The sequence below is a fragment of the Actinoplanes sp. NPDC051405 genome, assembly GCF_055586185.1.
The window spans coordinates 22,075-45,960 of sequence record NZ_JBVJIR010000036.1 but is presented as its reverse complement, the minus strand read 5'-3'; the positions used below and the strand labels follow the sequence as shown (position 1 = coordinate 45,960).

Annotated in this window: 22 protein-coding genes and 1 pseudogene; 16 read left to right on the top strand and 7 right to left on the bottom strand. The window is 72.5% G+C overall.

Annotated elements, in window-relative coordinates; translation table 11 throughout:
- Positions 1-398: 398 nt before the first annotated feature.
- Entirely contained in the window at positions 399-989 is a 591-nt protein-coding gene (locus ACZ6S4_RS43650; protein WP_465480525.1) for a carbonic anhydrase, read from the bottom strand.
- 308 nt (positions 990-1,297) lie between these two features.
- On the opposite strand from ACZ6S4_RS43650, the gene ACZ6S4_RS43645 reads away from it, so the two are divergent.
- Both ACZ6S4_RS43645 and ACZ6S4_RS43640 read left to right on the top strand, forming a co-directional pair.
- Positions 1,298-2,242, top strand: a complete 945-nt coding sequence (locus tag ACZ6S4_RS43645; RefSeq protein WP_465480524.1) for an alpha/beta fold hydrolase — start codon at positions 1,298-1,300, stop codon at positions 2,240-2,242.
- A gap of 136 nt (positions 2,243-2,378) precedes the next feature.
- Complete coding sequence (locus ACZ6S4_RS43640; protein WP_465480523.1) at positions 2,379-4,502, top strand: HelD family protein; 2,124 nt, start codon at positions 2,379-2,381, stop codon at positions 4,500-4,502.
- On the opposite strand, the gene ACZ6S4_RS43635 is transcribed toward ACZ6S4_RS43640, so the two are convergent.
- Positions 4,499-5,422: an SMP-30/gluconolactonase/LRE family protein gene (locus ACZ6S4_RS43635; RefSeq protein WP_465480522.1), complete on the bottom strand. Its 924-nt coding sequence runs from the start codon at positions 5,420-5,422 to the stop codon at positions 4,499-4,501. The two genes, ACZ6S4_RS43640 and ACZ6S4_RS43635, sit on opposite strands and share 4 nt — an antisense overlap.
- Positions 5,423-5,557: 135 nt before the next feature.
- Here ACZ6S4_RS43635 and ACZ6S4_RS43630 point away from each other — a divergent pair, with 135 nt between their 5' ends.
- From ACZ6S4_RS43630 to surE, 6 genes and pseudogenes are all read left to right on the top strand, one after another.
- On the top strand, positions 5,558-6,472 hold the full coding sequence (locus ACZ6S4_RS43630) for a cation diffusion facilitator family transporter (RefSeq protein WP_465480521.1): 915 nt from the start codon (positions 5,558-5,560) through the stop codon (positions 6,470-6,472).
- A gap of 76 nt (positions 6,473-6,548) precedes the next feature.
- Positions 6,549-6,860 carry a hypothetical protein gene (locus tag ACZ6S4_RS43625; protein ID WP_465480520.1) on the top strand — a complete coding sequence of 104 codons (312 nt, stop codon included), beginning with the start codon at positions 6,549-6,551 and terminating at the stop codon, positions 6,858-6,860.
- Between the two features lie 44 nt (positions 6,861-6,904).
- On the top strand, positions 6,905-7,921 hold the full coding sequence (locus ACZ6S4_RS43620; RefSeq protein WP_465480519.1) for a methyltransferase: 1,017 nt from the start codon (positions 6,905-6,907) through the stop codon (positions 7,919-7,921).
- A gap of 102 nt (positions 7,922-8,023) precedes the next feature.
- A pseudogene (locus tag ACZ6S4_RS43615) lies at positions 8,024-8,287 on the top strand (zinc-binding dehydrogenase); the annotation flags it as partial.
- A gap of 246 nt (positions 8,288-8,533) precedes the next feature.
- On the top strand, positions 8,534-9,454 hold the full coding sequence (locus ACZ6S4_RS43610) for a 1-phosphofructokinase family hexose kinase (RefSeq protein ID WP_465480527.1): 921 nt from the start codon (positions 8,534-8,536) through the stop codon (positions 9,452-9,454).
- Positions 9,451-10,296, top strand: coding sequence for a 5'/3'-nucleotidase SurE (gene surE / locus ACZ6S4_RS43605; protein WP_451915252.1), 846 nt, complete (start codon positions 9,451-9,453; stop codon positions 10,294-10,296). The genes ACZ6S4_RS43610 and surE overlap by 4 nt, the downstream gene beginning before the upstream one ends.
- 4 nt (positions 10,297-10,300) lie before the next feature.
- On the opposite strand, the gene ACZ6S4_RS43600 is transcribed toward surE, so the two are convergent.
- Entirely contained in the window at positions 10,301-11,536 is a 1,236-nt protein-coding gene (locus ACZ6S4_RS43600) for a serine/threonine-protein kinase (protein ID WP_465480518.1), read from the bottom strand.
- A 76-nt stretch (positions 11,537-11,612) separates the two neighbouring features.
- The gene (locus tag ACZ6S4_RS43595; RefSeq protein WP_465480517.1) at positions 11,613-11,981 is read right to left on the bottom strand and encodes an STAS domain-containing protein; all 369 of its coding nucleotides are present in this window, start codon (positions 11,979-11,981) and stop codon (positions 11,613-11,615) included.
- A 343-nt stretch (positions 11,982-12,324) separates the two neighbouring features.
- On the opposite strand from ACZ6S4_RS43595, the gene ACZ6S4_RS43590 reads away from it, so the two are divergent.
- The 3 genes from ACZ6S4_RS43590 to ACZ6S4_RS43580 all read left to right on the top strand — a co-directional run bounded on the left by ACZ6S4_RS43590 (position 12,325) and on the right by ACZ6S4_RS43580 (position 15,170).
- On the top strand, positions 12,325-12,822 hold the full coding sequence (locus ACZ6S4_RS43590) for a hypothetical protein (protein WP_451915255.1): 498 nt from the start codon (positions 12,325-12,327) through the stop codon (positions 12,820-12,822).
- Between the two features lie 81 nt (positions 12,823-12,903).
- Complete coding sequence (locus ACZ6S4_RS43585; RefSeq protein WP_465480516.1) at positions 12,904-13,479, top strand: YdeI/OmpD-associated family protein; 576 nt, start codon at positions 12,904-12,906, stop codon at positions 13,477-13,479.
- Between the two features lie 137 nt (positions 13,480-13,616).
- Positions 13,617-15,170, top strand: a complete 1,554-nt coding sequence (locus tag ACZ6S4_RS43580; RefSeq protein WP_465480515.1) for a serine/threonine-protein kinase — start codon at positions 13,617-13,619, stop codon at positions 15,168-15,170.
- A gap of 15 nt (positions 15,171-15,185) precedes the next feature.
- On the opposite strand, the gene ACZ6S4_RS43575 is transcribed toward ACZ6S4_RS43580, so the two are convergent.
- Both ACZ6S4_RS43575 and ACZ6S4_RS43570 read right to left on the bottom strand, forming a co-directional pair.
- Positions 15,186-15,515, bottom strand: a complete 330-nt coding sequence (locus ACZ6S4_RS43575) for a nucleoside triphosphate pyrophosphohydrolase family protein (protein ID WP_465480514.1) — start codon at positions 15,513-15,515, stop codon at positions 15,186-15,188.
- A 27-nt stretch (positions 15,516-15,542) separates the two neighbouring features.
- Positions 15,543-16,835: a vanadium-dependent haloperoxidase gene (locus ACZ6S4_RS43570; protein WP_465480513.1), complete on the bottom strand. Its 1,293-nt coding sequence runs from the start codon at positions 16,833-16,835 to the stop codon at positions 15,543-15,545.
- Positions 16,836-17,006: 171 nt separating this feature from the next.
- Here ACZ6S4_RS43570 and ACZ6S4_RS43565 point away from each other — a divergent pair, with 171 nt between their 5' ends.
- Positions 17,007-18,011 carry a hypothetical protein gene (locus tag ACZ6S4_RS43565; protein WP_465480512.1) on the top strand — a complete coding sequence of 335 codons (1,005 nt, stop codon included), beginning with the start codon at positions 17,007-17,009 and terminating at the stop codon, positions 18,009-18,011.
- 206 nt (positions 18,012-18,217) lie between these two features.
- On the opposite strand, the gene ACZ6S4_RS43560 is transcribed toward ACZ6S4_RS43565, so the two are convergent.
- A complete protein-coding gene (locus ACZ6S4_RS43560; RefSeq protein ID WP_465480511.1) occupies positions 18,218-20,020 on the bottom strand; it encodes a bifunctional metallophosphatase/5'-nucleotidase in 1,803 nt (600 codons plus the stop codon).
- A gap of 142 nt (positions 20,021-20,162) precedes the next feature.
- Between ACZ6S4_RS43560 and ACZ6S4_RS43555 the strand changes: the two genes are divergently transcribed.
- Genes ACZ6S4_RS43555 through ACZ6S4_RS43540 form a run of 4 tightly spaced genes read left to right on the top strand, consistent with a single transcriptional unit; the run spans position 20,163 to position 23,885 of the window.
- Positions 20,163-20,999 (top strand): hypothetical protein, encoded by an 837-nt coding sequence (locus ACZ6S4_RS43555; RefSeq protein ID WP_465480510.1) that lies wholly within the window; start codon positions 20,163-20,165, stop codon positions 20,997-20,999.
- Positions 20,996-21,577: a DUF4129 domain-containing protein gene (locus ACZ6S4_RS43550; RefSeq protein ID WP_465480509.1), complete on the top strand. Its 582-nt coding sequence runs from the start codon at positions 20,996-20,998 to the stop codon at positions 21,575-21,577. Before ACZ6S4_RS43555 ends, ACZ6S4_RS43550 begins: the two co-directional genes overlap by 4 nt.
- Positions 21,574-22,914 carry a DUF4350 domain-containing protein gene (locus tag ACZ6S4_RS43545; RefSeq protein WP_465480508.1) on the top strand — a complete coding sequence of 447 codons (1,341 nt, stop codon included), beginning with the start codon at positions 21,574-21,576 and terminating at the stop codon, positions 22,912-22,914. Before ACZ6S4_RS43550 ends, ACZ6S4_RS43545 begins: the two co-directional genes overlap by 4 nt.
- Positions 22,911-23,885, top strand: a complete 975-nt coding sequence (locus ACZ6S4_RS43540) for an AAA family ATPase (protein ID WP_465480507.1) — start codon at positions 22,911-22,913, stop codon at positions 23,883-23,885. The genes ACZ6S4_RS43545 and ACZ6S4_RS43540 overlap by 4 nt, the downstream gene beginning before the upstream one ends.
- Position 23,886: the final 1 nt, after the last annotated feature.

Sequence of the window (23,886 nt, the reverse complement as noted above, 5' to 3'; positions counted from 1 at the left end):
CCAAGGCCGCGGACGGGCACGGCCGGGGTGAGCCCGGCCAAGGCCGCGGGCGGGCACGACTCGGATCAGCCCGGCCAAGGCCGCGGACGGGCACGGCCGGGGTGAGCCCGGCCAAGGCCGCGGGCGGGCACGACTCGGATCAGCCCGGCCAAGGCCGCGGACGGGCACGACTCGGATCAGCCCGGCCAAGGCCGCGGACGGGCACGACTCGGATCAGCCCGGCCAAGCCCGCGGACGGGCACGACTCGGATCAGCCCGGCCAAGCCGCAGGCAGGCACGGCCGGGATGAGCCCAGCCAAGCCGCAGGCAGGCACGACCAGGATGAGTTCGGCCAGGCCGCAGGCACGGCCAGGCGTTGCTCCAGGCCGCCGCCGAGCGCGCCCGGAACGGCAGCCCAGTCAGCTGAGCAGTTCGACCAGGCCGGTGTCGAGGTCGTAGACCGCCCCCGCGACCCCCACCTTGCCCGCCGCAATCGCCGCCGGCACCCCCGCCACGTCCTGCATCCGCTGCACCGTCCGCGCCACGTGGGCCCGCATGGCCTTGGCCGTCACCTCGGGGTCGTCCAGCCCGACCGCCCGCACCGCAGGCTCGATCTCGTCCACCAGATACCCCACGTCCCCGTCCGGGCGGTCCCCCGCGCGCAGGGCGGTCACCGTAGCGTCCACCGCCCCGCACCGAACGTGACCCAGCACCATGATCAACGGCACGTTGAGCGCCGACACGGCGAAGCCGACCGAGCCGAGCACCGCGCGGTCGACCACGTGGCCGCCGGAGCGGACCACGCAGATCGAGCCGAAGGTCTGGTCGAAGATCGCTTCCAGCGGCACCCGGGAGTCGATGCAGCCCAGCACCACGGCATGCGGGAGCTGTCCACCGGACGCCGCCGCCGCCGCCGACACATCGTGGCCGTGCAGGGGCCGGCCGCTGACGAACCGGCGGTTGCCGGCGATCAGCTCCGCGAGCGCGTCGTCCGGCCGCACGATCCGCACCGGCGCTTCCAGCCGGTCAGTGCTGAGTGGGCCGGCCGGGACCGCTCCGACCATGGTCGATGGACTCGGGGCGGCTGCCGGGGGCACCGGCGCTGCCTGTTCCGCAGGTGAGGAAGCCGTCATGGCTCTGATTCTCTACGAGTGACCAGCCGGGGACAGCCTGTGCGAGGCAGATCACGTCGCTCCGCCCACCGACTGGGACGGGCCGGTCGGCGCAAGATCTTCCATAGGTCTGGCAATTCAGTCTTTCGCGCGTGATGCTTATTACCCGTGGGTACAACGGGGCCGTGCGAATCACGGAGGTGCCCATGTCCGAGCGTTCGGAGCTCACCCTCGCCGATGGCGTACGGCTGCATGTCGAGACCAGTGGCCCGGCCGACGCGCCGGTGACCGTGGTGCTTCTGCACGGCTGGTGTCTCGACCGGCGGACCTGGCATCACCAGAGCAAGGCGCTCGAGCAGGTCGACGCCCGGGTCGTCGCGTACGACGCGCGGGGGCACGGCCGTTCCTCCCCGACCCGGCTGCGCTCGGCCACGCTGGCCCAGCTCGGTGACGATCTCGCCGAGGTGCTCCGTGAGTACGCCCCGTCCGGGCCGATCGTGCTGGTCGGGCACTCGCTGGGCGGCATGACGATCATGGAGTTCGCCGACTCGTATCCGCGGGAGTTCGCCGGGCGGGTGGCCGGGCTGGTTTTCGTCTCGACCACCGCCGAGGGCGCCACCCACACCTGTTACGGCCTGCCCACCACCATCACGCCGGTCCTGCGGGCCGCCGAGGAGGCCGGTGCCGGTCTGCTGGCCCGGCTCGGTGCCTGGCGGCCGCACAACGCGATGCTGCCCGTGCTGCGTCCGACCGTGCGCTGGCTGCTCTTCGGCGACGACCACGAGCCCGGCGACCTGGAGGTCACCATGTCGGCGTTCGGGCGCGCCTCGCTGCGGTCCATCGGCGGTTTCCGGGCCTCGGTCGGTGCCCAGCACCGGCTGGACACCCTGGCCGCGCTCGGTGACGTGCCCGCCGCCGCGCTGGTCGGCGACCGGGACCGGCTCACTCCGCCACCTTGTGCCGAGTCGATCGCCGGGGCCCTGGCGGGCACCGAGCTGACCGTCTTCGAGGGCGCCGGCCACATGCTCATGATGGAACGCCCGGCCGAGGTCTCCGCCGCTCTGCTCGCCGTCGTCGACCGCGCGGCGAAGAGCACCCCGAGCCGCGCGCCGGCCCGCGCCCGGCGCACCGGCTACGACCAGGCGGCGTGATCGAGGCCGATCGAGCCGCCACGGGCGTGCCGCCGTCGACGCAGGTGCCGCAACAGGAGTAAGTTCGATTGCCCCCTGGCGCCGGTGCCGGGCGGCGGCAAGAGCACGCGGAGCACCAGCGGGGAGCACAACGGACTTGAGCGACGCCACCGTCCTGCAGCAGGAGATCGCCGTCGAGCAGCAGCACGTCGACCGGGTGTACGCCCGGCTCGCCGACCTGCGCCAGGACGCGTCCCGAGCCGAGAAGGAGGGCTATCAGCTCGCCGGCGTCGGCACCTTCGGCGCCCTGGTCGAGCGGGACGCCATGGTGTTCCACCGGGCCCGCCGCCGGCACGCCCTGGACGCCGAGTACGAGGGCCTGGTCTTCGGCCGCCTGGACCTGACCAGCGGCGCCGTGCACTACGTGGGCCGGATGGGCATCCGCGACGAGGAGTCGCAGTCGCTCGTCGTGGACTGGCGTGCGCCCGCCGCGGCTGCCTTCTACCGGGCCACGCCGGCCGACCCGCTGGGGGTGGTGCGGCGCCGGATGATCCAGTCGGCGCGCGAGCGGGTCACCAACATCGAGGACGACCTGCTCGACCCGGAGGCCGCGCCCGCCGACATGCGGGTGGTCGGTGACGGCGCCTTGCTGGCCAGTCTCTCCAAGGCCACCGGCCGGGGCATGCGCGACATCGTCGCCACCATCCAGCGCGAGCAGGACGACGCGATCCGCTCCCCCGCCTCCGGTGTGACCATCGTCACCGGGGGTCCCGGCACGGGCAAGACAGCGGTGGCGCTGCACCGGGCGGCGTACCTGCTCTATTCCGACCGCAGCCGGTTCGCCGGCGGCGGCATCCTGGTGGTCGGCCCGTCCGGGGTGTTCGTCGACTACATCGCCACGGTGCTGCCGTCGCTGGGCGAGGACACCGCGACGCTGCGTTCGCTCGGTTCGCTGGTCGCCGGGTACGACGCCACCCGCACCGACCCGACCGCGGTGGCCGCGCTCAAGGGCTCGCTGCGGATGCGCCGGGTGCTGGAGCGCGCCTCGCACGACGCGGTGCCGGGCGCCCCGACCGAGCTGCGGCTGCTCTACCGCGGTGCCCTGCTGCGCCTGGACGCCGCCGACCTGGAGCGCATCCGGCGCAAGGCGCTGCCGCGGGGTGCCCGCCGCAACGAGGTCCGCGGCACCGGCTTCGACCGGATCTTCGACGCGCTGTGGACGCAGGCCAAGGGCTCGGTCAAGACGCTGCCGGAGAAGCAGGAGTTCGAGGCGGAGCTGGCCGACCGCACCGACTTCCGGGACTTCCTGCGGGCGTGGTGGCCACGGTTCACCCCGATGCGGGTGCTGCGCTGGCTGGCCGAGCCCGCCCGGCTGCGGGGGTACGCCAACGGACTGCTCTCGCGGGAGGAGATCGCGCTGCTGCAGGGCTCGTTCGACGGGCTGGCCGAGCACGGGCCGACGATCGCCGACGTGGCGCTGCTGGACGAGCTGGACGAGCTGATGGGCCGTCCGCGGCAGCCGGCGAAGAAGAACCGCAACCCGTTCCACGTCCGCGACGGGGTGCAGGAGGTCAGCACGTACGCCGACCGCCAGTCGCTGAGCCGCGCGCAGATCGTCCGCGACGAGGACTACCGCGACTACGCCCACGTGGTGGTGGACGAGGCGCAGGACGTGACCCCGATGCAGTGGCGGATGATCGGCCGGCGCGGCGCGTACGCGTCCTGGACGATCGTCGGCGACCCGGCGCAGACCGCCTGGTCCGGCGACGCCGAGGAGCTGGACCGGGCACGCGACCGGGCGCTGGGCTCGCGGCGCCGCAACACGTACTCGCTGACCACGAACTACCGCAACTCGTCGGAGATCTTCGCGGTCGCCGCCCGGGTCATCCGCACGATCATGCCGGACCTGCCGCTGCCCTCGGCGGTGCGCAGCACCGGGGTGGAGCCGGTGGACCTGGTCGTTGGGGCGGCACAGCTGCCGGAGGCGGTCCGCGAGGCGGCCGAGAAGCACCTCTCCGACGTCGACGGCACGATCGGCGTGATCACGCCGGTGCTGCGCCGCGACGAGATGGCCGGGTGGGTGGCCGGGCTGCCCGAGCGGATCCAGGTGGTCACGGCGTTGCAGGCCAAGGGCATGGAGTACGACGCGGTGGTGCTGGTCGAGCCGGCCGAGATCGCGGTCGACGCCAGCGGCACCCGGACCCTGTACGTGGCCTTGTCGCGGGCCACCCAGCGCCTGACGACGGTGGGGACCCGCGACTGGCACGGTACGGCTCGTTAGGGGCGCTTGACCCCGACCGCGGTGTATTCGGTCTCCGGCGTGGCCGGCGTGGTGAAGCGGGCGTTCGGCAGGTAGAAGTACTTGCCGTACTCCGCGATGGTGGTGGGCACGTCGAAGCGCGGGTCGGTGGTGCGGCTGACCACCGTGCCCTTGGTGGCGCGCTTGTCGAGCTGGATCCGGGTGATCACGTTGAGCCTGTTCTGCACCACGTAGAGGGTGCTGCCACGCAGCCACAGGCCGTCACCGTTGGGCACGGACTCACCGCCGAGGTCGATCTCGGTGGTGCGTCCGCTGTACGACGTACGGAAAAGCTTGCCGGTGTTGGACTGCACGATGATCAGCCCCCGGCGGTCGGGAGTCGGCGCGATGCCGTTGGCGTTGTTGCCGGTCTGGTAGGTGATGTCGCCGGTCAGCGGCACGCGGACCGCCTCGGCGGGCAGCTTGCCGTGCCGGCCCAGCGGCAGCTTGAACAGCACCGGGTTGGCGGAGTCGGTGTACCAGGCGGCGCCGCCGGTCAGGGTCACATCGTTGATGAACGACGGGACGGTCTGCAGCGTGTAGGACTTCAGCACCGCGCCGGTGGCGGCGTTGATCACGCGGGCGTTGCCGCCGTTGCCGCCGGCGACGAAGAGCCGCCCGCGGTCGTCGATCTTGAGGCCGAGCGACTGCGTGCCGGGGCCCTGGCTGATGACCTCACCCCGGCCGGTGCGCAGGCTGGCCCGGTAGATGTCACCGTCGACCCGGGACCCGAAGTACGCGTACGGGGCCTTGCCGATCGCGATGCCCTCGGGCTGGAAGCCGTTCGGCAGCTGGATGGTGGACTGCAGGGAGCCGCCGCGGTGGGCGGCCTCGGCGGGAGCGGCGCCGAGCACCACGGCCAGGGCGGCCGTGGTGACGAGTGCGAGAGTGCCTCTGGACAAGGGGTGATTCCTTCCAGGCGGGAACTTTCTGGCACCCCTCTGTACCCACGGAATGGCATTCAAGTTCAAGTTGCATACATAGCGATGTGAACATATATTGGCCGAGGCTCAGCGCGGCGACGGAAGGTAGGGCTCATGGGAGCCGGGCACGACCACGGAGGCCAGGCCTTGCGCGCCGGCGAGCGGCACCGCACCCGCCTGTGGTGGGCGGGCGGGCTGCTGGCCGCGTTCATGCTGGTCGAGGCGGCGGCCGCGCTGTCCACCGGCTCGCTGGCCCTGCTCTCCGACGCCGGGCACATGTTCACCGACGTGCTCGGCATCGCCATGGCCCTGGCCGCCATCCACGCCGCCGGCCGGGCCGCCACCGACTCCCAGCGCACCTTCGGGCTCTACCGGCTCGAAGTGCTGGCCGCCCTGGCCAATGCCCTGCTGCTGACCGGCGTCGCGATCTACGTGCTCATCGAGGCCGTGCGGCGCTTCTCCGATCCCCCGCACGTGCCGGCCGGCGCGATGCTGATCGTGGCGACCGGTGGTCTGCTGATCAACATCGTCGCCTTCCTGCTGCTGCGGGCCGGGGCCAAGGAAAGCCTCAACGTCCGCGGGGCGTATCTGGAGGTGCTCGGCGACCTGCTGGGCTCGGCGGGCGTCATCGTCGCGGCCGCGATCATCGCGGTCACCGGCTGGTCGTACGCGGACCCGATCGTGGCCGTGGTCGTGGCCCTGTCGATCCTGCCCCGTACCTTCGCCCTGGGTCGCGCCGCGGTCCGCATCCTCGTGCAGGCCGCCCCCGAACGCCTGGACGTGGGCGACGTACGGTCGCGGCTGGCCGCCGTACCGGGCGTCTGCGACGTCCATGATCTGCACGTCTGGACATTGACCTCGGGCATGGATGTCGCCTCGGCCCACCTGAGCCTGGAGCCCACCGCCGAGCTCGGCACGGTGCTGGCCACCGCCCGCGAGGCTCTCCACCACGACTTCGCCATCGATCACGCGACATTGCAGGTCGAACCGGTCGGGGCGGGTGGCCCGTGCACCCCGGCGGGTTGGTAGCAAGCCGTTCGAAGCACTCCGGAAAGGCGCCCGGCTCCCTACACTCTTTGTGACGCCAACCACAGAGGGGATCGCCATGACGCAATCCGTCATCCACCAGCCCCGGGTGGCCTGGGAGGCCGCCCGCGCATTCGTCCGGATGGCCGCCGGGCCGGGCTACGACGCGTACGCGGGCCAGGTGCTCAGCCGCCTCGGCACCGAGATGTACGGCGAGCTGGCCAACACCCGCCAGCGCCTGCTCGAGGCGTCGGTGCAGAGCAGCGACAGCGACCGGTTCACCGCCGACATCGAGGCCGGCCGCTGGCGGGTCCGCCTGGAGGACCTGCTGCGCAACGACCCGTCGCTGGTCACGCCGCTGCGCGAGCTGACCGAGGCCGCCGCCCGATAACTACCCGGGCGCGCCACGAGCGCCCCTTTGCCATGATCTGCGTCATGTTGACGCCGACACCCCTGATGGACCTCGTCACCGGCTTCTGGAGTTTCAAGACTTTCGCCGCCGCCGTCGAGCTCGACCTGTTCACCCGGCTCGCGGGCGGCCGCACCCTGACCGTTGCCGCCGCCGAGCAGGAACTGGGCCTGCCCGATCGCCCGGCCGACCTGCTGCTCACCGCCTGCGCCTCGCTCGGGCTGCTGGAACGGGCCGGCGACGGCTACCGCAACACCGCGCTGGCCGAGGAGTTCCTGGTCCGCGGCAAGCCGTACTACTTCGGCGGGCAGGTCACCTACTGCGACCACCGCACCTATCTGCCGTGGCACCGCATCGGCGAGGCGCTGCGCACCGACCGGCCGCTGACCTGGGATCCGGACACCCAGGAGTCGATGTTCACGACCGCGGACCCGCAACTGCTGGCCACGTTCTGGGAGGCGATGTACTCCACGTCGATCTTCACCGCGCGGGCGCTGGGCGGTGCGGTGGACCTGGCCGGGCGGCAGCGGCTGCTGGACGTGGGTGGCGGCTCCGGGGCGTACCCGATCGAGCTCTGCCGGCAGCAGCCGGACCTGACCGCCACCGTGCTGGATCTCCCGCATGTCGTCGAGATCGCCGCGGGCAAGATCGAGCTGGCCGGGCTGGCCGACCGGATCACCACCCGGGCCGGCGACTTCCTCGCCGACGCCGCACTGCCCGGCGGCCACGACACCGTGCTGTTCAGCATGATCCTGCACGACTGGGACGAGGCGACCAACCGGGAGTTGCTGGCCAAGGCCTACACGGCCCTGCCGGCCGGCGGCCTGGTGATCATCTCCGAGCTGCTGCTCGACGCGGACCGCACCGGACCCGCACCGGCCGCCCTGATGGGGATGAACATGCTGGTCGAGACCGTGGGCGGCCGAAATTACTCGGACGCGGAGTATGCCGACTGGCTGACCGGCGCGGGCTTCGGCCAGGTCCGGACGGCCCGCTTCGACGCGCCGGGAGCCAACGGGGCGGTGCTCGGCGTCAAGCCGTGAGCAGCACCTCACCGACCAGCCGCAGACCGGCACGGACGTGACGGCGGCTACGCCGAGATCGTGTACGCGCGCACCAGCGGGCTGGACCGCGTACCGGACGGAATGCCGGCCGCCGGGATCGCGCCGCTGCTCCGCGCCGGACTGACCACCCTCTCCGCGCTGCGGCAGATCGACGCGCGGCCCGGCGCGCTCGTGGCCGTGCAGGGCATCGGCGGTCTCGGCCACCTCGCCGTGCAGTACGCCGCCCGGCTCGGCTACCGGGTCGTGGCGGTCGCCCGCGGCACCGGCAAGGAGAAACTGGCCCGTGAGCTGGGGGCGGACGAGGACATCGACAGCACGGCCGCGGACCCGGGGGCGGCGCTGCGGGCGCTCGGCGGGGCAGCCGCGATCATCGCCACCGCCGCCAGCGGGTCGTCGATGACCGCGCTGGTGCCCGGCCTCACCGGCACGGCCATCGACAACGAGGACAACCTGGCGTTCAGCCGGCGGCACGCGGATGCTGGCCGGCGGCGCCCGGTTCCGCCTGGTCCTGGACGTGACCGCCTAAATCAGCGATCACGCCCGCGGCGCGGGCCCGTCCGCAAGACTGTGCTCATGAGCCACAAAGGCGTCATGGTTTTCGTGCCTGCGCCCCAGCTGACCGTGACGCTCGAGCAGCAGCACGACAAGGCGGAGCTGCACGTGCACCCGGGCGGGCAGGGCGTCTGGCAGGCCCGGATGATCACGCTGCTGGGGGCGCAGGTCACCCTCTGCTCGGCCACCGGCGGCGAGGTCGGACGGGTGCTGGAGCCGCTGTTGAAGTTCCACGGCGTGACGCTGAAGACGATCAAGCGCGACTCCGGCACCGGCTGGTACGTCCACGACCGGCGCAGCGGCCAGCGCCAGGAGCTGGCCGAGGACCCGGGCCAGCCGTTGTCGCGGCACGAGATGGACGAGCTCTACAGCCTCGCGCTCGCCGAAGGGCTGCGGGCGGGCATCGCCGTGCTCAGCGGGCCCGCCCACCCGTCGGTCGTGCCCGCCGACATCTACCGGCGGCTCGCCACCGACCTGGGCGCCAACGGCTGCAAGGTCATCGTCGACCTGTCCGCGGCCCACCTCGCCGCCGCGCTCGAAGCACGCCCGCACGTGGTCAAGGTCAGCCACGAGGAACTCATCCGCGACGGCATGGTCAAGGACGGCACCACCGAGTCGCTGACCCGCGCGCTGCACAAGCTGCACGACGACGGGGCCGAGATGGCTCTCGTCTCGCGGGCCGACGAAGGCGCGCTGGCGCTGATCGAGGACCAGGTGTACGAGGTCGACATGCCGAAGATGATCGCCGCCGAGTCCCGCGGGGCCGGCGACTCGATGACCGCCGGCGTCGCGGCGGTGCTCGCCCAGGGCGGCACGCTGTGTGACGCCGTACGCACGGGCGCCGCGGCCGGCGCCCTCAACGTGACCCGCCACGGGCTCGGCACCGGGCGCATCGACGCCGTCCAGGTGCTGACCGAGCGGGTGAGACTGACGCCCGTCGACACGAAGGTGCCGGTATGACGACGCCACGGATCCTGATCACCAACGACGACGGGATCGACGCTCCCGGGCTGCGCCACCTGGCCCGGGCCGCCGCCCGCCAGGGCCTCGACATCGTGGTCGCGGCGCCGCTGACCGAGGCCAGCGGCACCAGCGCCGCCATGACGGCGGTGGAGAAGAACGGCAAGATCGTGGTGTCGCAGCGGGAGCTGCCCGGGGTGCGCAACGTGCCCGCGTACGCGGTGGCGGCCTCCCCCGCCTTCATCGTGCTGCTCGCCCTGCGCGACGCCTTCGGCCCGCCGCCGCAGATCGTCCTGTCCGGCATCAACCGCGGCGCCAACGCGGGCGCCGCGGTCGTGCACTCCGGCACGGTCGGCGCCACCCTGACGGCCTCGCACGCGGGACTGCACGGCCTCGCCGTCTCGCTGGACGTGCTCTCCCCGGCCAACGGCACCGCGGCCAGCGGCGGCCAGGCCATCGCCGACCTGGAACACGCCGACGACGAGAACCGGCACTGGGACAGCGCCGCCGGCCTGGCGATGAAACTGCTGCCCACGCTGACCCACACCCCGCCGGGCACGGTGCTCAACCTGAACGTGCCGGACCTGCACGTGGACGGCATCCGCGGGCTGCGCCGGGCCACCCTGGCCAGATTCGGTCAGGTGCAGATGAGCATCGCGGAGGCCGGCGAGGGCTTCGTCCGCACCGCGGTGCAGGCCGCCGACGAGCCGCTGGAACCGGGCACCGACCTGGCGGCGCTGGCCGAAGGCTTCGCGGTGGTCACCCCGATCCGGTCACCGGCCGAGGCCACCGACGTGAAATTCAACCTCGAGTCGATCGTCGTGCAGACGCCCGCGATCTGACGCCTCAGTTGACCGAGGGCTCGGGCAGGGTGACGCCGTCCAGGATCCGCCAGAGGTCCAGCGCGACGTCGACGCTCGGTGGGCGGTCCTCGGGGCGCTTCGCCATGCAGGCGCGGACCAGATCCCGCAGCTTGGGCGGCAGGCCGGGGATGGCCAGGACGGGCGTCGGCGCGAGGTGACCGACCCGGCCGGCGGCCACGATCATGGCCGCGACCGCCGGAGGGTACGGGGAACGGCCGGTCAGCATCTCGTAGAGCAGCACGCCGAGGGTGTAGACGTCGTCGGCGGGGCGGGCGAACGCTGTCTTCGGGTGTGAGGGCAGGGCGTTCGCGTCGCCGCCGCGGTCGAGGCCGCCGCGCTTCGGGCCTTCGTGCCGCGGGCCGATGCTCTCCAGGCCGTCGCGGCTCAGGCCGTCGCGGCCCAAGCTCCCGCGGCCCAGGCTGCCGTGGTCGGAGCGGTCGCGGCTCAGGCCGTCGCGGCCCAAGCTCCCGCGGCCCAGGCTGCCGCGGTCCGAGCCGCCGCAGTCCGGGTCGCCGCGGTCGAAGCCGCCGCGGTCCGGGTCACCGTGCCTTGCCGATCCTCGGGCCAGGTCTCCGTGACGGGCGACACCGTGATCCGGACCACCATGCCTGGGGCCACCGTGCTTGGGGCCGCCGCCGTGGACTGACGCGCCGCGGGTGGGCGACTCGCGGGAGGGGCTGCGGCGGATCACGACCGGGTGGGCGCCGGAGTCGCCGGTGCGCAGCGCGGCCGTGGCCAGGCCGAAGTCGATGATCTTGATGCCGGCCGGGCTGACCATGATGTTGCGGGCGGTCAGGTCACGGTGCACCACGCCCCGCCGGTGCGCCACGGCCAGCACGTCAGCGGCTGTAGCAGCGATCCGGACGGCCTCCGGCCATTCCAGCCGCCCCCGGGCCAGCCGCTCGGTGAGCGGCACCCCGGCCAGCAGTTCCAGCACCACGTACGGCACCACACTGCCGTCGGGCAGCGGCGCCTCGCCGTACTCGAAGACCCGCGGCACGCTCGGGTGGCGCAGCCGGTCGGTGATCAGCGCCTCGCGCCGGACGTCCTCGCGGGCCTGCACGTCGTCGGCCAGGCTCGGGGCCAGCACTTTCACTGCCAGCTTGCGACCCTGGCGGGCGTCGACGGCCGAGTAGACGGTCGAGACACCGCCCTGGCCGATGGCGCCGATCAGCACATATCGCCGGAGGATGGCGGTGCCCATCGGAAGTTTCGCCACGCAGGGCACTATCCCCTACCGCCGAGCACCCGGACAAGCCGCCTCAGGAAGGCTTAACTCCCATGATCACTCGCGGTCAGGCACCGGACACGAGGGGCTGATGTGAAGGCTCTTCACAATCCGCGCACGGCTGCGGTGCGCCGAAGAGGCCGAGCAGGCCGGTGACCCAGAGCTGGCGGTGCGCGAACCGGCTGGGACGCGTGACGACCAGCTTGACGCCGCTGACGCTGGCCAGCTGGAACGCCGCGACCAGGGCACTGATGCCGACGGAATCGATGAAGGTCACGCCGTGCATGTCGAGCTCGATGCGCTCGGGACGCCCGGCGGCGAGCTGACCCGCCACCGCGTCCTTGATCTCGTACGCGTTCTCGACGTCGATCTCACCCGCCGGGGAGATCTCCACCACCCCTGCGGGGAGTGTCGACGTCGTTATCGACAGCGTCACGCCACTACCTCCACCCGCCCGGGATGCCCCGAGCGTCTTCTCCTCTGCACGACGGCGGCCGTACCTGATGCCGCTGTCGTCGGGGGCGGCGATGACTACCCCCGGTCGGGTTCGGTGAAACTGCCCGAACCGTAGTGCGTGAACCTGGCAGGCACCTGTGTGCCCCGTGTGAACCGACGCAAGCGTACCCAGCGACGTCCACCGTTTTATCCGACGTGACGCTGTCCACATCCGACTGACGTCGCCCGTTCACCGGTACGTTTGCCTTTCGTGGCGCTTGGGCACGTTCGACAAGTCGACGACCCACCCGCCGGCACCGGCGATCGCAGGAGGTACCGAGGAGATGCTCTCTCGTAAGAACACTGCCGAGCGCACAGCCGCGCAGGCCTGGGACTACTTGTCGTCCGCGATGGCGGGCGCCGGCGAGAGCGCCAAGGACGCCGGCAAGCACACCGCCGACCTGGCGAGCGCCAAGGCGGCAGTCGCCGCGGCCACCGCCACCAAGCTCGCTGACAAGGCGAGCAAGCAGAGCGGCAAGCTCGCCGGCAAGGCCGGCAAGAAGAGCAGCAAGCTGGCCGACAAGGCCGCCGCCAAGCTCGCCGAGGTGAGCGACGAGGCGTACGAGCGCGCCAACCTGGCCGCGAACGCGCTGGCCGGCCGCAAGCCGGGCCTGCCCTGGGGCCTGCTCATCGGCGCCGGCCTGCTCGGCGTCGCGCTGGGCTGGGCCGCGGCGACCACCGCCCGGGCCGCGCTGGAGCGCCAGGCGGAGAACGAGCAGCTGGAGTTGGCCGAGTCCGAGCCCGACGCGGTGGTAGTAGTCACACCGACCTACGACAACTGACCGGCGGCGGCCGCCGGACGGAGCCCTTTGCCGCCCGGCGGTCGCTGTTTTCTGTCGGACCCCGCGCCTAGGCTCTTCGTCATGGAGCCCGTCTTCTTCGCCGACGCCGCCGAGCTGCGTGGCTGGTTCCTGAAGCATCACGCCGACGCGCCCGAGCTGCTGGTGGGCTACTACAAGAAGCACACCGGCAAGCCCACGGTGCGGCACACCGAGGCGATCGAGCAGGCGCTGTGCTTCGGCTGGATCGACAGCATCGGGCGCCGCATCGACGACGAGCGCTACCAGGTCCGGTTCACCCCGCGGCGCAAGGGCAGCGTGTGGAGCGCGGTCAACGTGGCCAAGATCGCCGAGCTGACCGCGGCGGGGCTGATGCATCCGGCCGGGCTGCACGCCTTCGAGTCCCTCAAGCCCGAACGGGTAGCGGTGTATTCGTACGAGCAGCCCGCCGACGCGGTGCTCGACGCTGAGCAGACTGCCCGGTTCGAGAGCGAGGAGGCGGCATGGAAATGGTTCTCGGCGCAGCCCGCGTCCTACCGCCGGGCCGCCGTGCACTGGGTGGTCGGCGCCAAACGGCCGGAAACCCGGCAGCGGCGCCTCGATCAGCTGATCACCGACTCCGCGGCGGGCCGGACGGTGCCGCCGCTGACCCGCCGATGAGCCGGCACCACCCCCGCCGGCAACCGACCGACCTCGCCTGGAGGTGACGTGAATCTGTACAGTTGGCCCCGGCTCGCAGCCGGGCCCCCGTTCCGCGTCATCCGTCCGTGGCGACACCCGAGTAGATAGGTCCGCTGGTGCTCAGTTCGGGAAGTCTCCTGGACAACCGCTACCGGTTGGACGAGCGCATCGCCACGGGTGGCATGGGTGACGTGTGGCGCGGCACCGACGTGGTGCTCGGCCGCACGATCGCCGTCAAAGTGCTGCGCAGCGCCATGCTGTCCGACCCGGAGTTCGCCGCCCGCTTCTACGGCGAGGCGCGGATGATGGCTGCCTTCCGGCACCCCGGCGTCGTCGAGGTGTACGACTACAGCGCCGGTGACGCCAACGACGAGGACAACTGCGCGTACCTCGTGATGGCGTACGTCGACGGCGAGCCGCTCTCGGCCCGGCTCAAGGAGCAGGGCCGCCTGGGTGTCGCCGAGACCATGTCGATCGTGGCGCAGGCGGCCGAGGCCCTGCACGCCGCCCACGAGAACGGCACCGTGCACCGCGACGTCAAGCCGGGCAACCTGATCGTCAAGCCCAACGGCACGGTGATCCTGGTCGACTTCGGCGTGGCCCGCTCCGCTGCCGTGACCAGCGTGACCGGCCTCAACGCCATCGTCGGCACGGCGCTGTACATGGCGCCCGAGCAGGTCGCCAAGGGCAATGTCACCCCGGCCACCGACGTGTACGCGCTGGGCGCGGTCGCATACCACTGCCTGGCCGGCCACCCGCCGTTCGACGGTGACAACGCTCTGCAGGTGGCGCTGCGCCACCTGGAGGACGACCCGGAGCCGCTGCCGGAGACCACCGTGCCGCCGGCCGTCCGCGAGCTGATCAGCCGGGCGATGGCCAAGCACCCGGAGGACCGCTTCGCCGACGCGGCCGAGTTCGCCGCGGCCGCACTGGCCGCCGCGGGCACGCTCGACTGGCGCTCGCAGACCGGCACGTCCATGACGGGCACGGCCCTGCGCCGCCCGACGATGCACGGCCCGTCGACCACCGGCACAGCGTTGGGTGGCGCCGGCCTGGCCGGCGCTGGAATGGGCGGTGCGGGTCTGACCGGCACGGGCCTGGGACAGACCGGCACGTCGATGAGCGGCACCTCGCTGACCAGGCCGATGAGCCCGGCCGCACCCCGCCGCACCATGCCGGGCCAGCGCAACCTGCTCGAAGCCGCGCCCCCGGTGCAGGCCCCGCCCCGCAAGCGCGGCCGGACGAAGAACGAGCTCGCCGTCCTGCTCACCGTGATCGGCCTGTTCATCCTGGCCGGCGGTCTGGCCCTGGCGATCGCTCTGCAGAGCGGCGACGCCGACGCGGACCAGAAGCCGAACACCATCGTGCCGACCGAGTCGGCCTCAGCCGACGACGAGACCGAAGCGCCGGTGGAGCCGACCAAGACGACCGAGGCTCCCCGTCCGGTGAACCCGCCGGCCAACACCCAGAAGCCCACTCAGAAGCCGTCCGTCAGCAAGTCGGTGTCGACGTCGGCCTCGACATCCACCTCCGCGACCCCTGACAAGACGACAACGCCACCCGTGACCGAGCCGGCCACCACCACCCCGGCGGCGCCCACGACCACGCCGCCACCGCCGGAAGGTGGCGGCGGCGGCGAGGACGGCGGCGGCACGGGCACCGGCAACTGACGAGGCGGACCCCGCTCAGCGATCGTCGCCGCTGCCGCTCAGCACGCCGCGGTCCTGCCGGCTGGCCAGTTTGGCCAGGTTGGCCTTCGCGATGTCGTCCAGTGCGAGGTCGAGGTAGTCGGCCAGCACCGCGACGTACCAGAGCACGTCACCGAGTTCCTTGGCGATGTCGTCCCGGTCGATCCGGGACTCGTCGCTGTCCAGGTCGCGGACCCACTTCTTGAACTTCTCGGCGACCTCCCCGGATTCGCCGACCAGGCCGAGGACCAGGTGGAGCAGCTCGTTCTTCTTGTCGCGGGGAGCGGCGGTGCGGAGGGCGCCGCGCTGGTACTCGTCCAGGTCCATGGTGGGTCATTATGGCCACCCCGGCGATCAGCGCGGACAAGAGCCGACGTGGGTGCTCCCATGGACCCGCAGCAACCGCGTGGCCAGCACCTCATCCGCAATGCCCCGGCCTATCCCCTGACCGGCCCGGTCGCTGAACGCGAAATGCTGCCCGCCGAACACCCGCGAGCGCCCGGCCTCCGCCGCAGCCGCTGAGAAGCTCGGATAGCCGCGGGCCTGCCCACCCGGCGCAGTGTCGCTCACGTGCGTGAAGCGCACATTGTCCGAGCAGAAGAACCCGGCCAGCACCACAGCCGCCGTGTTGCTGTACGAGCTGTGCCCCGACGTCCACTCCGGGCTGCCTCCGACAGAACCCGCCCGCGCCGACCACGTCGGGTTCGCCGTGGTCAGCGGGTTGCCGTCGGTGTCCGCCTCGCGGATCGCCGTCGTCGGCCGCCAGTGCCGGTACGTCTCCTTGGTCCGCACGGTCGTCACGGTGGAGTCCGCCAGCGCCATACTCACCAGCGCCGTCATCCTGGTGCCCTGGGCCAGCGACAGCTCGCCGCCGACTGTCAACGCGATCCGCAACCATTCGCCCGGTGGCTGGTCCGAACCCACCGGGACCGACCAGAACTGGTACGTCGTCAGCAGCTCCGGTGCCGGCACATTGGCGTCTCCCAGCACCGCGACCTCGGCGAACGCCGCCGCGTACTCGACGCTGGCCAGGGGTGGCGGCGGGCCGGGGACGTACGCGGCCGGGTCTCGGACGGCGAAGGGGCGCACGTCGCGGTACTGCACCCCGGACCACTCCGCCCGGAACACCCCCGGTCCCGTCCCCGCCGGCTGGGTGCGTACCGGTGATGAGCCGTCGTCGGCCCGCGCCCGCACGACTGCCCGGCCCACCTCGTCACCCCACCGGGCGCCCGCCGTCCGGCGGTGTCCGGGGTGTACGCGCGCCAGGTCGGCGTCGCGCTGGGTGTCGTACGCCGCGGTCCGGGCCGGGTCGACCGCCACCAGCACCGCGTGCGCCGCTGACACCGCCGCCGCGTACGGGTCGGCGTCGTGCGGGCCCGGGCCGCGGATCAGCGCGTGGTGGCGGGCCGGCTCTTCACGGCCGGCGACGATGCCGTTGACCGCGTCGTACATCGCCACGTTGAGCATCGCGTACCAGCGGGCGGCGTCGGCGTCGCTCGCCCGGGTGGTGCGTACCGCTTGGAATGCCGCCTCGTTCCAGGCTCGCACCCCGTCGAATCCCGCCGCCGGGCCGCTGTCGGCCCGGGCCGGGGTGGTCAGGCCCGCGCAGAGCAGGCCGGCTGTCGCCGCGACAAACAGTTTTCGCATGATGCGCCTCCCGATACGGTTCGACCCTCCTCCTCCATCCATCGATGTCCATCGAATGAGTCGGGAACACGACGCGGCGCCGGGCGAGTGTTCTCAAGTACGGCGGCGGTGGACCGATGGGAAGGGCTCTGGCACGGCACTGCTCCCGAGCCGCCCCCGGAAAGGCCCCGCATGACCACTCAGGTTCCCCCCGGCCCCGAGAACTCGGTCGCGCCCCAGGACTACCCACAGTTCACAACCGGCTACGCGCAATATCCGCCCCAGCAACCGGCCGGCGGCGGCTACCCGGCCGTCTCGTACCCGCAGCAGGGTGCGGCCGGCTACCCGGAGCCCGTACCGTATCCGCAGCCCGGCCTGGCGCAGGCCGCCGCCTCTTCCCCGCCCTCGGCCTATCCGACCGCACCGCCGTGGGCGACCGCCGGGCAAGCGCCCGCTCCGCCCGCGCCGTGGGCCACCGCCGAGCAGGCGCCCGCACCGACCGCGCCCCAGGCCGCGCCGTGGGCGGTCGCCGGGCAAGCGCCCACTCAGGCCGCACCGTGGGCCACCGCCGGGCAGACGCCCACTCAGGCCGCACCGTGGGCCACCGCCGGGCAGACGCCCACTCAGGCCGCACCGTGGGCCACCGCCGGGCAGACGCCCGCTCAGGCCGGGCCGAGCGCGCCGCCGGAGCAGCCGCTGCCGCAGTACGGCGGCCTGCTGGTCCCGTTCCCCGACGAGATGCGGCACGCCTCCCGTGCCCAGGCGCCTGCCGTGTGGCCGGTGGCCGTCTTCACCATGCTGTTCGGCATCCTCGGGGCCATCTCCGCCAAGCGCCGCGCCGATCAGGCGCGGCGGTCCCGCAACAGCACCGCCCCGTACTGGATCACCTTCGTGATCTCCCTCGTGGCCGGCGCCTTCTGCTCCTTCGTGGCCTCGGCGGTGCTGGTCGGCCCGCTCGTCACCGAGCTCCGGGAGAACCAGCGGCTGGAGGCCGTGCAGCGCAACGTCGTCGGGGACGGCCAGCTCAAGGACGCCCGGATCAACGTCACCGCGGCACGGTGCCGGCCCGTGGGCGAGCGTGACGTCGAAGGCATGCGTGACTACCTGTGCCGGCTGACCCTCGACGACGGGCACACCGCCACGCTGACCTTGACCGCCGACGAGGCCGGCCAGTGGCACTCGGGACCGGGCCGCTGAGCCGGCGCTGAGCCTCCCGGCCGAAAGAGCGGCCGGCACCGACCCTCCCGGCCGAAAGAGCGGCCGGCACCGACCCTCCCGGCCGAAAGAGCGGCCGGTGATGAGCTTCCCGGCCGTAACAGTGGCCGGCCGGGATGGGGTGGGTGGGCCGTCGTGATGTTCCGGGGGGAACATCACGACGGCCTCCTGTTGTCAGCAGCCCTCGGTCAGAAGACCGGGACGCCCGCGCGGACCAGACGCCAGTTGGCGACGAAGAAGTCAGCCGGGTTGATCTCGCCCTTGGCCTGCGCCCAGTCGATCAACAGCTGCCGGATCTCCTGCTGGGCGTTGTAGACCTGGGTCTTGACGATGCCCGGGAAGTTGCCGCCGCCGCTGCGCCGGTAGTTGTTCACCGCGACCACGAACTGGGCGTCCGGCGCGACCGCGGCACCGGCGATCTCCAGCCGGGTGATCCGGTCACCGACCGGGCGGCTGATGTCGATGTCGTAGTCGACGCCGGAGAACACGTCGTAGTTGTAGTCCGGCACCGCCGGGTCGCTGATCGTCGCCGGGTCCGGCGTGGCGCCCACCGGCAGCGTCACGAAGTACTTCGCCGAATACTCCAGGTACGCCTTCACCTCGGCCCCGGTCAGCACCACGGCCTCGAGCGTGTTGTCGAAGACGTACAGGCCGGCCACGTCCCGGATCTTGACGTCACCCTGCGGGAACACCGCCGTCCGGCTGAACGGCGCGGCGAGCGAGAGCACCGGCAGGGACGCGTACGCGGTGCCGGCCAGCGCCGCGGTCACCGTCTCGGTCTGCACCTTGTTGATGAAGTCCAGGATCGGCGTGTCCTTGTACCGCGACTCGACCGTGGTCAGCTCCACCGTGGAGGTGGCGACGACCTGGTTGACGTACGCGACCGTCTTGGCGTGCTGGGCCTTGACCACGGCCAGCACCCGCGGGTCCTCGGTGACCGTGTTGGTGTTGAGCAGGTCGGACTTCTTCCCGGTGATGGTCCACCGGCCGCGGTCGCGGGTCAGCGTGAAGTCCATCCGGCTCAGCCGCTGGCCCCACTTCGACGGCTCCGACAGCAGCACCTGGGCACCGGTCTGCTTGTTGGTGACGAAACGCTGCGGGACGTTGGCGTGCGCGTGCCCGAACAGGATCGCGTCGATGCCCGGGACCTGCTCGGCGATGAGCGCGCTGGGGTTCTCGTTCGGCAGCTCGGGGCCGTAGCTGGACGTGCCGCTGTCGCCGCCGTGCGCGGAGATCAGCACGATGTCGGCGCCGCGGGCCCGCATGACCGGCACCCACTTCGCGGCCGTGGCGATCATGTCGGCGAAGACCAGCTTGCCCTCGACGTTGCCCTTGTCCCAGATGGCCACGCCGGGGTTGGTCAGGCCGAGGATCCCGACGCGCAGCGTCGGTGCGCCGTGCCCGAGGGAGACCTTCTTGATCACGTACGGCGTGAAGGCCGGCCGCTTGGTCGTCGCGTCGAGCGCGTTGGCGGCCAGCGCTGGGAAGCCCAGCTGGCGGATCCACAGGTTGAGCAGTGGCAGCCCGTAATTGAATTCGTGATTGCCCAGCGTGACGGCGTCGTAGTGCAGCACGTTCATGGCCTTGGCCATCGGGTGCTTCTCACCGGTCGAGGTGATCGGCTCCTGCTTGGCGTAGTACGTGGCCAGCGGCGTGCCCTGGATCGTGTCGCCGGCGTCGAGCACCAGGGTGGCCTTGCCCCGGCGCTCGGCCCGGATCTGGTTGACCAGGGCGGCGAGCTTGGCGACACCGACGTCGTTGTGCGCGCTGTCGTCGTACTCCAGGTCCTTGTAGTAGTCCCAGTTGTAGACGTTGCCGTGGGTGTCGGAGGTGCCGAGCACGGTCAGGTCGTACGTCTTCGGGTGGTGGCCGTGACCGGGACGTGTCGCGGGAGCGGCGCCGGCCGCGTCACCGAGCACGAGCGGAGCGGCGGCACCGGCAGCTGCGGCGGCGAGAACGCCACGCCGCGAGACGCCTGCGGGAAGGGTCATCAGGAACCTTTCGAGGGGAAAATTGCACGCGCCTCGTGGGCGCCCACGAGGCACCATAACCGCCGATGCATTTCCAGGCGAGAGCTGCCCAGGGACCCGGCAGATGTCACGGGACCGGCGGGCATCTCGTAGGATCGCCGCCATGCCTGCGCAGCCGGAACTGCCGCTGCGTCCGATGACGCTCGGTGAGTTGCTGGACGCCGCCATGGCCCTGCTGCGGGCCCGGGCCCTTCCCCTGCTGGCCACGGCCGCCGTCCTCGGCCTGCTGGAGCAGTCCCTGCTGGTGCCGTTGCGCACCGCCGCCTTCGTCACCGCGCCCTACTACGGTCCGGCGCGCGGCCACTTCGGGCAGTGGTGGATCGTCACCGCCCTCGGGTTCGCCACCGAGACCGTCATCCTCACGCTGCTCGGCGCCCTCGCCGCGGCCGCCGCTGCCCCGGCCCTGCTCGGCCGGGCGGTACGCCATCGTGAGCTCTGGTCGCGCACCCGGCCACTGTCCACCATCAGCGTCGCCCTCGTGCTCGGCGTGGCCGGCGGGGTCGCCCTGTTCGCCGGATTCGTGCCCTGGCTGATCCTGTACGGCCTGTTCAGCCTCACCTCCGCGGTCCTGGTCATCGACCGCGCCGGCAACCCGTTCAGTGCGCTCTGGCGCTCGGCGCGGCTGACCACGCGCGGCGCCTTGCGGGGCTTCTGGACCCTGCTCAGCGCCTATCTGACCTGGTTCGTCATCCGGTTCGCGCTGGGCAGCGGGTGGGTGTGGGTCCTGACCCAGCTCAGCGGCGGCGAGCCGGCCTGGCTGACCTGGCTCACCCCGGCCGCCTGGGTGCTCGCCAACGCCGTGGCCTACTCCGCGCTGGCCTGCGTCGCCGCCGTGCTGCTGCTGGAGACGCGGATCCGCACCGAAGGGCTGGACATCGCCATCGGCCGGGCCCGCAGCCGCGGCGAGGACGACTCCGCCGCCCTGGTGTACGCCCGGTGACCCGGGTCTGGGACGAGTTCGCGGCGGCGGTCTTCGACGTCGTCCCGCCGCAGGTCCTGCTCCTGATCCTGCTGGCGATCGCAGGGCTGACCGGTGCGCTCTGGTACTGGTACCCGGCGTGGGTGCCGACCCGGCTGCCCCGGATGCCCCGCCTGCGGATGCCCCGCTGGCGGCTGCCGCGCTGGCGCCGTACCCGGAAGCCGAAGGCCGCCCGGAAGGCCAAGACCAAGGTCGAGCCGGTCTTCGCCCCGACCGTCGTGCTGGCCGACGGCACGCTGCTGGCCGACCGGCTGGCGGCCGAGGGCCGCTATGCCGAGGCCATCCGGCAGCGGTTGCGCGACGTGGTCGGCGACCTCACCGCCGCCGGCGTGGTGGCGCCCCTGCCCGGCAACACCGCCGCCGAGGTCGCGGCGGCTGCCGCCACGCAGCGCCCGGCCGTCGCCGGCTCACTCGCCGGGGCCACCGACCTGTTCTCCGAGATCTGGTACGGCAACCGCCCCGCCCTGCCCGCCCACGACGAACGCATGCGCGCCCTCACCGGTGACGTCCGGATGCGGATGCGCGGGGTGCCGTCGTGAAGTCACGCCGCTGGCTGCGTTTCGCCCTGCCGCTCGCCGTCGTCGCCGGGCTGGCCACGATGACCGGTGTCGCGCACGTGGTGCAGCAGCCGGACCCGACCGATGCCTCTTTCCTCTCCCCCACCAGCGACGAAGGTGACGGCGCGCGGCTGCTCGCCGACGCCCTGACCAGCGCCGGGGTGCGGATCACCGTGCACCGCACCAGCGCCGACGCGATCTCCGACGCCGAGGTGGGCGGGCCGGTCACGCTCTTCGTCACCACCCCTGGGCTGATGCACCCGTCCTACCTGCCACGGCTGGCCGCGCTGCCGGAGCAGGTCCGCGTGGTCATGGTCGCGCCGGGCAAGGACCAGCTGACCGCGGCCGGTCTCTCCGTTCCGGTGGGCGGGCCACGCTGGACGGCCACGGCGCCGCAGCCGGGCTGCTCGACGGACTACGTGAACGCCGCCGGCCCGGCCGCGGTGCAGCGCCTGCGGTACGACGTCTCCGCCTACGAGGCCGTGCGCTGCTACAACGACGGCCTGGTGGAGTTCCGCAGCGCGCGGGTCGCGATGACACTGGTCGGCGCGGCGGACCCGTTCCGCAACGACCGGGCCGACGAGCACGGCAACCGGGCGCTGGCCCGCGGCCTGCTGGCCCGCAGCCCGACGGTGATCTGGCTCGACCTGCACGAGCGCGAGCCGGCCCCGGACGACGGCGCCGGCCGGCCCCCCGAGCCCGAGCAGCCGGATCCCGGCACCGACGGCGACGACCAGGGTGACGACAGCGGCGAACGCCCCGACGACGACCTCCCCGACGAGGAGCCGACCGGTGAGCCGCAGGACGGCGGCGACGCCGATCCGGCCCAGGCCGGCGGTAGCGGCGTCTCGGAAAGCCCGCTGGCCCGGGCCTTCCCGCCGGCGGTCTGGGCCACCCTGGCTCTGCTGGCTCTCGCCGCGCTAGCGCTGGCCGCGGCCTCCGCGCGCCGGCTCGGCGCCCCGGTGGCCGAGCCGCTGCCGGTCCGGGTCCGGGCCGCCGAGACCGTCCGCGGCCTGGGCGGGCTCTACCAGCGGGCCGGGGCGCGCAGCACATCGCTGGCCACTCTGCAGGGCGCGGCCCGGGTGCGGCTGGCCGAGCACTACGGGCTGCCCGCGGACGTCCCGGCCGACGAGGTGGCGGAGCGCGTCGCGGCCACCGTCGGCCAGCCGGTGCTGGAGGTACGGCACATGCTCAGCGGCGGTGTCGAGGACAGCGACGAGGAGCTCGCCCGCGCCGCGACGACCGTGCAGAACCTGGTCCGCTTCGTGACGGGGCAGCAGAACTGGCAACAGGGAACAGACGAGGGGAATCTGACGTGACGTCTTCCGCAGGAGTGGAGGCCATTGCGGCACGCGACGCGCTGCAACGCCTCCGGGTCGAGGTCGCCAAGGCGGTCATCGGCCAGGACGCGGTGGTCGGCGGTGTGGTCATCGCGCTGCTCTGCGGCGGCCACGTGCTGCTCGAGGGCGTACCCGGGGTGGCCAAGACCCTGCTGGTGCGGGCTCTGGCCGCGGCGCTGGACATGGACACCAAACGGGTGCAGTTCACCCCGGACCTGATGCCCGGTGACGTGACCGGCTCGCTGGTCTACGACGCGCGGACCGCCGCGTTCAACTTCCGGCCCGGGCCGATCTTCACCAACCTGCTGCTCGGTGACGAGATCAACCGGACCCCGCCGAAGACCCAGGCGGCGCTGCTGGAGGCCATGGAGGAACGCACGGTCAGCACCGACGGTGAAACCCGCCGGCTGCCCGAGCCGTTCATCGTGGTCGCCACCCAGAACCCGATCGAGTACGAGGGCACGTACCCGCTGCCGGAGGCGCAGCTGGACCGGTTCCTGCTGAAGCTCACCGTGCCGCTGCCGCAGCGCGAGGAGGAGCTCGGTGTGCTCAAGGCGCACCACCACGGCTTCGACCCGCGGGACTTGAAGGCCGCCGGGGTCGGGCCGGTGGCGACTGCCGCCGACCTGGCCGCGGGCCGGGAGGCCGCGCGCCGGGTCGCCGTCGCCGAGCCGGTACTGGAATACATCGTGGACCTGTGCCGGGCCACCCGGGTGTCACCGGCGCTGGAGCTGGGCGCGTCCCCGCGCGGTTCGACCGCGCTGCTCGCGGTCGCGAAGGCCCGCGCCTGGCTGAGCGGCCGCGAGTACGTGCTGCCCGACGACGTGAAGGCCTTCGCCATCCCGACCCTGCGGCACCGGGTACGCCTGCGCGCCGAGGCCGAGCTGGACGGCGTCTCCACCGACTCGGTGCTGCGGACTGTGCTGGGCGCCGTGCCCGCGCCCCGCTGAG